7 protein-coding genes are annotated in these 8,104 nt (G+C 42.2%); 6 read left to right on the top strand and 1 reads right to left on the bottom strand.

Annotated features, from left to right (window positions below; genetic code table 11):
* The 5 genes from Q0625_RS14930 to Q0625_RS14910 form a co-directional block, all read left to right on the top strand.
* Nucleotides 1-1,055: MiaB/RimO family radical SAM methylthiotransferase (locus Q0625_RS14930; RefSeq protein WP_298829042.1), on the top strand; the 1,055-nt coding region annotated here is incomplete at its 5' end.
* Nucleotides 1,056-1,059: 4 nt separating this feature from the next.
* On the top strand, nucleotides 1,060-3,162 hold the full coding sequence (gene recG, locus Q0625_RS14925; RefSeq protein WP_298829040.1) for an ATP-dependent DNA helicase RecG: 2,103 nt from the start codon (nucleotides 1,060-1,062) through the stop codon (nucleotides 3,160-3,162).
* Nucleotides 3,163-3,294: 132 nt separating this feature from the next.
* Nucleotides 3,295-4,245, top strand: a complete 951-nt coding sequence (locus Q0625_RS14920) for an acetyl-CoA carboxylase carboxyltransferase subunit alpha (protein ID WP_298829038.1) — start codon at nucleotides 3,295-3,297, stop codon at nucleotides 4,243-4,245.
* Between the two features lie 134 nt (nucleotides 4,246-4,379).
* A complete protein-coding gene (locus tag Q0625_RS14915; protein WP_298829036.1) occupies nucleotides 4,380-4,616 on the top strand; it encodes a hypothetical protein in 237 nt (78 codons plus the stop codon).
* Between the two features lie 12 nt (nucleotides 4,617-4,628).
* Nucleotides 4,629-5,036, top strand: coding sequence for a hypothetical protein (locus Q0625_RS14910; protein WP_298829033.1), 408 nt, complete (start codon nucleotides 4,629-4,631; stop codon nucleotides 5,034-5,036).
* 2 nt (nucleotides 5,037-5,038) lie between these two features.
* On the opposite strand, the gene Q0625_RS14905 is transcribed toward Q0625_RS14910, so the two are convergent.
* On the bottom strand, nucleotides 5,039-6,031 hold the full coding sequence (locus tag Q0625_RS14905; protein WP_298829045.1) for an AraC family transcriptional regulator: 993 nt from the start codon (nucleotides 6,029-6,031) through the stop codon (nucleotides 5,039-5,041).
* A gap of 191 nt (nucleotides 6,032-6,222) precedes the next feature.
* Here Q0625_RS14905 and Q0625_RS14900 point away from each other — a divergent pair.
* Nucleotides 6,223-8,104: TonB-dependent receptor (locus Q0625_RS14900; RefSeq protein WP_298829030.1), on the top strand; the 1,882-nt coding region annotated here is incomplete at its 3' end.

Here is an 8,104-nt window from a genome sequence, read left to right as displayed (position 1 = left end):
TTATCGCTGTTGATGGGGTGGATTTGGTATTGGGTGCCAAAGAGAAATTCAACATTACTCAATATATAGATGATCTCACGAAGCTCAACAAAGGGCAGATTCACTCTTGTGATATCAACGAAGCGGATTTCTATGTAGGAAGTTACTCTATAGGAGATCGTACCCGTGCTTTTCTCAAGATTCAGGATGGCTGCGATTACAAATGTACCTATTGTACCATTCCCATGGCGCGTGGTATCTCTCGCAGTGATACCATTGAGAATATACTGAGGAATGCTAAGAAAATATCAGAGAATAATATCAAAGAAATCGTCCTTACAGGAGTGAATATCGGAGACTATGGTAAGGGAGAGTTTGGCAACAAAAAGCACGAACATACTTTCTTGGAGCTCATACAAGCCTTAGATACAGTGGAAGGGATAGAACGCTTACGTATCTCCTCTATTGAACCTAACTTGCTCAAGGATGAGACTATTGCTTTTGTGGCACAGAGTCGAACCTTTGTCCCTCACTTCCATATTCCCTTGCAGAGTGGTAGCAATGATATCCTCAAAAAGATGAAGCGCCGCTACCTTAGGGAACTCTACCAAAATAGAGTTGCCAAAATCCGTGAAGAGATGCCCAATGCCTGTATAGGAGTAGATGTAATTGTAGGCTTCCCAGGAGAGACGGATGAACATTTCTTGGAAACTTATCACTTCCTTAACGAGCTGGATATCTCCTACTTACACGTCTTTACCTACTCCGAACGTGCCAATACCGAAGCAGTGGAAATGGATGGGGTGGTACCCAGCGAAGTACGTGCCAAGCGTAGCCGTATGCTCCGAGGACTTTCGGCTAAGAAGCGACACCACTTCTACGAAAAACAACTCGGTACCACTCGCGAGGTACTCTTTGAAAGTGATAACAAAGACGGCTTTATGCACGGTTTTACAGAGAATTATGTAAAAGTAAAAACCCCCTTCAATCCTGAGCTGATTAATACATTACAACCTGTGGTACTCAAGAAGATAGATACAGATGGTATTGTTACCGTGGATCTTATAAACTCTTAGAGATATGAGTGTTCTGGAAACTTCTATTGAATACTTAAAAGGAGTAGGCCCCCAGCGAGCAGCCTTACTCAAGAATGAGCTTCAAGTAGCCAATTTTCAAGATTTGCTACACTTGTTTCCTACGCGCTATATTGACAGAACTCAATACTATAAAATACGAGAGCTACAAGAATCCTCTGCTGAGGTACAGATTATTGGTCGGATTATTCACCTAAAGACTGTCGAGGGGAAAAGCAAATCCCAACAGCGATTAGTGGCTACCTTTGTAGATGACACAGGTAGTATGGAACTGGTATGGTTTCGCCCCTCCCAATGGCTCAAAGACCATTTGCTGATCAATGTTCCTTATGTGATTTTTGGAAAATGTAACCTATTTGCAGGTGTTTTTTCTATGGCTCACCCTGATATGGAAACCCTTGAGGAGCACCAAAACACCTTGCAGGGAAACATACAAGCCATGTATCCTTCTACTGAAAAGCTTGCCAAAAAAGGCATAAGCCAGCGGGTGATGCGCAAACTCCTTGAAAACCTTTTCACTGAAGTAGGCAAGCACTTTCAGGAAACACTCCCCCATGAAATGATACAGCCCCTACGGCTACTGCCCAAGGGTGAAGCGCTATTTCAAATCCACTTTCCTCAGTCCCAAGAACTCTTAGCTAAAGCACAATTCAGGTTGAAGATAGAAGAACTCTTCTACATACAGTTACAGCTTATACAGAAAAACTATCTAAACAAAAAACTCAAAGGATATGTTTTCCCAAAAGTAGGTGATTACTTCAATACTTTTTATCACCAACACCTCCCTTTTCCTTTGACTAATGCTCAAAAACGAGTGATTAAGGAAATCCGTAGTGATGTAGCCACAGGCGCCCAGATGAACCGACTTCTACAAGGGGATGTGGGAGCAGGTAAGACTATCGTGGCACTATTTGCTATGCTCCTTGCCATTGACAATCAGTTCCAAGCCTGCCTTATGGCACCTACCGAAATTCTGGCACAGCAGCATTATGAAAGTATCGCCTCACTGCTCACACCTATGGACATACGTATTGCCCTGCTTACAGGAAGTACCAAGAGCAAAGAGCGAAGAGAGATTCATGAAGATTTGGAGAGTGGCCAGTTACAAATTGTGATAGGTACTCATGCCTTATTGGAAGAAAAGGTTAAGTTCCAGAATCTAGGCTTAGCCATTATTGACGAACAACATCGCTTTGGAGTAGAGCAACGTTCCAAGCTGTGGCATAAGAACGAGCTACCGCCTCATGTACTAATCATGTCCGCCACCCCTATTCCACGTACCTTGGCTATGAGCCTCTATGGGGATTTGGATGTATCGGTAATTGATGAACTCCCCCCAGGGAGAAAGCCCATCCAGACAATTCACCAATATGACACACACAGGGCTAAAGTATATCAGTTCCTGCACAATGAGATTGCCAAAGGGCGACAAGTATATGTAGTATATCCACTGATTGAGGAGTCCGAAGCACTGGCTTTCAAGAACCTTACCGAAGGCTATAACCAGCTTTATACTACTTTTCCACCACCCAAATACACTATTGCCATGGTACATGGACAGCTTAAGCCCGAAGAGAAGGATGCTCAAATGCGCCTCTTCGTAGAAGGTAAAGCCCAAATTATGGTTGCTACCACTGTAATAGAAGTAGGAGTCAATGTACCTAATGCCTCAGTAATGCTCATAGAGAGCGCCGAGCGCTTTGGACTCTCCCAGCTACACCAATTACGTGGCCGTGTGGGGCGCGGTGCTGAACAGAGCTATTGCATCCTGATGACCGATGTAAAGCTCAGCCATGATTCCCGTACCCGTATGGAAACTATGGTAGCTACCTGTGATGGCTTCCAAATCGCCGAAGTGGATCTGAAACTGCGAGGACCAGGGGATCTCTTAGGCAAGCAACAAAGTGGTGTCCTTGCTCTGAAAATAGCAGATTTAGTCAAGGACGGTCCTTTGCTCAAAATAGCTCGCGACTATGCTACCGATCTCATCCGTATAGACCCTGAACTGACCGACCCTGAACACCAACACGTAGCCCATACACTGAACATGCTCAAGAGAAATAAAGGGATATGGAACCTAATCAGTTAGTGACTAACAACTAAGTGACTAACAACTAATTTAAAACTCAAAACTTAATTGTTGCTTTTTTCGGAAAAAATCCGTACTTTTGCGCCACTAATATAGTAGCTTTTGTAGCCACTTTAAATCAAACTTAAAGATATGGAATATTTAGATTTTGAGTTACCTATCAAGGAACTTGAAGAACAATTAGATAAATGTATTGCCCTTGGAAATGAAAGTAATGTAGATGTCTCCGATACTTGTAAAAAACTTACCAAGCGATTGGAACAAGTAAAAAAGGATATCTATGAGAACCTTACTCCTTGGCAACGTGTACAGGTTTCCCGACATATTGATCGCCCCTATGCGCTTGACTATATCAATGCTCTCTGTGGTGATACCTTTATAGAGCTCCATGGTGACCGTACCGTGGGGGATGATAAGGCCATGATTGGAGGCTTAGGAAAAATAGGTGACCAATCCTATATGTTTATTGGACAGCAGAAAGGAAACAATACCAAGAGCCGCCAGTACCGCAACTTTGGAATGCCCAATCCTGAAGGTTACCGCAAGGCTTTACGCCTAATGAAGTCAGCCGAGAAGTTCAATCTCCCTATCGTTACCTTTATTGACACCCCAGGTGCCTACCCAGGTATTGAGGCTGAGGAGAGAGGTCAGGGAGAGGCTATCGCCCGTAACTTATTGGAAATGTCACGCTTACAAGTTCCTATCATTGTGTTTATCATAGGAGAAGGTGCCTCCGGAGGTGCCCTAGGTATAGGGGTTGGTGATAAGGTATTTATGCTTGAAAATACTTGGTATTCTGTAATTTCCCCAGAATCTTGTTCTTCTATTCTTTGGCGTACTTGGGAGTACAAAGAACGTGCCGCTAATGCGCTGAAACTTACTGCTAAGGATATGAAAGCCAATGGTCTTATTGACGAAATCATCAAAGAACCTCTTGGAGGTGCGCACCGAAACAGAGAAGCTGTTTTTGAAAGTGTCAAAAAAGCTATTGAAGAGACCTACAAGAAACTTTCTAAACTTTCGGTAGAAAAACTTATTGAAAAAAGAATGGACAAATACACCAGCTACGGTGTTTACAAATAACAATTGTAAGAATGAAAAATTGGTTTAAAATTGTATGTATAGCCCTTTCTTTAGGGCTATTGGCGAGTAGCTGTGGGGCTTTCCAAGGATTTGCTTGCCCTCATGGCAGAAGATGCTAACCTAATACCCTATTTATGTCGGTCAAAGTACGTGCTTTTCTGTTCAATTTCCTCTGTTTTGGAGCTTTATTTATCCTTATTCGCTTAGGAATTTTACACTTTTTCCCGAGCCTTCCATACCTCATTACCTTTGTAATTACAGGAAGTTTGGCTATTATACTCTCCCCTCGTTTTGCTGCTTACAACAATGATGAGGGTAAGGAAGTATTGCTCATGCGATGGATTTTCTTAAAAGGCATACGACAATTATAATCCTCTACCGTTATGCTGATTCAGTTAAAGAAATTAGGGAAGAAGAAGATAAAAACCATTGAAGTAGTTTTGGAAAAGCAACCTGAAACACTCAGGGAACTCATCTCTGAATGTGTAAAGAGTGAAGTAAAACGCTTCAATGAATCACGAGAGGATACTTCCTTAGTTCCTTTCCTCTCTGCCCAAGAGATAGGTGAGCAAGCCCAAGAGGGAAAAATTACTTTTGGGGATAAGGAAAACAGAACCTTGGCTGACCTTCATGTAGCCTTGGATACTGCCTTTTTGGCTTTTACTGACGGGCTTTTCGCTGTCTTTGTGGATGAGGAAGAAGTCAAAGAATTAGATACTCCCCTTACCATTACTCCTGAAACCGTCATCACCTTTATCCGACTTACTTTCTTAGCCAAGGCACCTTGGTAATCCTAGTTCCCCCTTACAGCCTGTGGGCTACGACCAAACTTGCGCTTAAAAGCCGTAGAGAAGTGCGATAGGTGCTCATAGCCACATTGGAGGGCTATTTCACCTATAGACTTATCGGTATGTAGTAGCAACTGCTGGGCAAGATTCATCTTATAATCATAGAGATAGCCAAAAATGGTATTACCAAAAATCTCCTTAAACCCATAGCATAATTTTTTCTCATTCATCCCTACCTCCTTTGCCAATTCACTAATGGACGGAGTATGTTGCAAATCACTGACAATAAGTTCACTTATCTCGTGTATCTTATCTATATCGGTACGGGTTTTACAATACTGATAGCTCTGGTATTTTTGAGTATCCATTTGGTGAAACTGTAACAGGAACAATTCCAGTACTTTCAGGTCAGCATATACTCCTGCAGCATTACCCAAGAGTTCTGTATTATTGAGCTGTTGCAAGACCGCCTGCATCTGAACAGAAGTCAAAAAACCTCCTTGATGACTGAGTAGAAAGTTATCTCCCCTTTGATATCTCTTATAAATAGTCATAAAGCTATCAGGATATTTCTGTGCCATTTGAGCAAACTCCTGCTCACTTATAGCTATGGTAATCACTTCCATAGTATCATTTTGTAGGAAAATATCTCTTCCTAAGCATTCGTCTTTGCAAAAGAACACATTATGTTCACCCTGCTTAGCTATGAAAATCTGCCCATCTATATCCACATGCATCCCCTTTTGTGACTTGGTTACAAAATAGAATCGCACTGAGGGAATCGCCATACGTCCCTCAAAGGAGTAATTCTTTCGCACCTCTGCTTGCCAACTATAATAGGAATGCTTGCCAATCGCTTTCCCTTGAGTGATGAAAGTACCTATCCTGTTTTGGAGTCGCCCATAATAAAGCTCCATCTCCGCCTCACTTTTCACGAAAGGTACCTCTACCTGCTCTAAACTCAATTCCTGTATATCCTGTGTGGTCAATCGCTTCATCATAAATTTGCTATTGAGATTAAAATCTTAGCTAATAAGATTAAAACAAAATAAAAATAAAAAACGTACATTTGCCTTTGTAATTCTCTATTTAGAACAAAGATAAATAATATTTCTGAATCTTGCAAATTTATTTCTTAATTTATTTAAAGCAGATAAAATAAAACACACCAAATCAACTTATTACACTTATGCTACTTAGAAAGTTTTTTTACTTACTACTACTTTTTTCTACCTTTAGCTATGCGCAACAAAAAGGTAGTCTTTCTGGAAAAGTGATAGACAAAACCACGGGCGAACCCCTCATCAATGCCGAGGTCATCATCAAGGAAACAGGAAAAGGCACCACTACCAATGAAAAGGGTTTTTACTCACTCCCCTCTCTACCTAAGAGTAGCTATACCATAGGCTATTATTATCTAGGCTATCAGAGTGTTAGCAAAAGAATAACCATTAATGGGGATACTAAGCAAAACATTTCTCTTACTCCTCAGAAACAGGAAATAGGAGAGGTGGTTTTCACCGCCAAGACCATCGCTCACCAAAAGAAAGAGGAGGCCATGCCTGTTACCGTGATTGACCTATCCAATATGCGGGGTACCGTAAGCAGCGTACAAGATATATTAATCAAAACCGTAGGGGTTACTATCCGTTCCACTGGAGGGGTTGGAAGCTCCTCTCGCCTTTCTGTTCGTGGCCTGGAGGGCAAGCGTATTGGCTTTTTTATAGATGAATTACCCCTATCTGAACAATCGGATTATCTTGATATCAATGACATTCCTTTGGATATGATTGACCGTATAGAAATCTACAAAGGGGTAGTGCCTGCCCGCTTCGGTGGGTCTTCCCTTGGTGGGGCGGTCAATATTGTAACTCGTGAATATCCTGATAAATATGCAGACCTTAGTTATGGCCTTGAATCCTATAATACCCATAAGATACAAGCCATCTTCAAGCGCAACCTCAAGGAGCAAGGACTTACCTTCGGAGTCGGAGGAGGTTATACCAGCTCAGATAACAATTATTCTTTTGACTCTCCCTATCGCGAGGGCTTGCGCCTGACTCGCAATCATGACAAATATCAAAAAATATTAGCAAGTGCTGGGCTTGAAGCTAAAAAATGGTGGTTTGATAAGGTAGAGATAGAAGCTGTTGCCATAAGAACCTACAAGGAAATACAAGGAATAGAGTATGATATCCGTCAGGCACATAGTCGTTCCTTCGTGGTAGGATTGCCTATCAAACTCCAAAAGAATCATTTCTTTTGGGATGGGCTTAACCTTGACATGCTCAATGTGATAGCGCTCTCTCGTATGAATTTTATAGACAAGGCTACCCGCCGTTACGAATGGGATGGCTCCTCCTACCCCACAGCTTCTCGTTATGGAGGGGAAGCAGGCTATAGATATCCTTCTGATTCCGATGACCAAAAATTTACCATTGGTAATAAAACCAACTTGGAGTATTTGATAAACCAGCAGCACTCTCTTAATTTCAATTCGGTACTGGCCTTTGCTAGGGGAAAACCCAAGGACGAACTCAAGCAAATGAGCTTAGGCAAGCAAGTGAATTTTGACGCTCATATGCTCAGTTGGGTCAGCGGGCTTACCTATGACTTCCGTTCTTTAGACGACAAGTTCCTTAACTCCCTTACGGGGCGCTACTATCTCTATACCATGCACACCCAAATGGCTCATCTTTTCGTACCAGGACAATATGATATAGATCTCAACAAAAAGGATTTCGGTATCAATGATGCTATGCGTTATCGCTTTCTTCCTTCCTTTATGGGAAAATTCTCTGTAGGGTATGATGTCCGTATCCCCTCTGAAACGGAACTCTTAGGTGATGGTATCGCTGTAGTACCTAGTGGGAATTTGCTCCCTGAACGCAATACCAGTGTCAATGTTGGCTGTCTCCTTGACTTGGTTGGCAAGCACCCTACCAATGCTCAAGTGGAACTGAACTTCTTTTATATGTACCTGAAAGATATGATCCGCTATACCGCAGGGGTTATAGGTGCACAATATCAAAACTTCGGTCAGATGCGTACCTTAGGGGTAGAGTTCGAAG

This window comes from uncultured Capnocytophaga sp., from assembly GCF_938029845.1.
Classification (GTDB): domain Bacteria; phylum Bacteroidota; class Bacteroidia; order Flavobacteriales; family Flavobacteriaceae; genus Capnocytophaga.
Note: the sequence above shows the minus strand (reverse complement) of the source record. Positions and strands in the feature narration are given on the sequence as shown.

Bases quoted from the DNA above. Each gene is read 5' to 3' on its own strand.
- recG (WP_298829040.1), top strand. From the start codon at position 1,060: ATGAGTGTTCTGGAAACTTCTATTGAATACTTAAAAGGAGTAGGCCCC.
- Q0625_RS14920 (WP_298829038.1), top strand. From the start codon at position 3,295: ATGGAATATTTAGATTTTGAGTTACCTATCAAGGAACTTGAAGAACAA.
- Q0625_RS14905 (WP_298829045.1), bottom strand. From the start codon at position 6,031: ATGAAGCGATTGACCACACAGGATATACAGGAATTGAGTTTAGAGCAG.
- Q0625_RS14910 (WP_298829033.1), top strand. From the start codon at position 4,629: ATGCTGATTCAGTTAAAGAAATTAGGGAAGAAGAAGATAAAAACCATT.
- Q0625_RS14915 (WP_298829036.1), top strand. From the start codon at position 4,380: ATGTCGGTCAAAGTACGTGCTTTTCTGTTCAATTTCCTCTGTTTTGGA.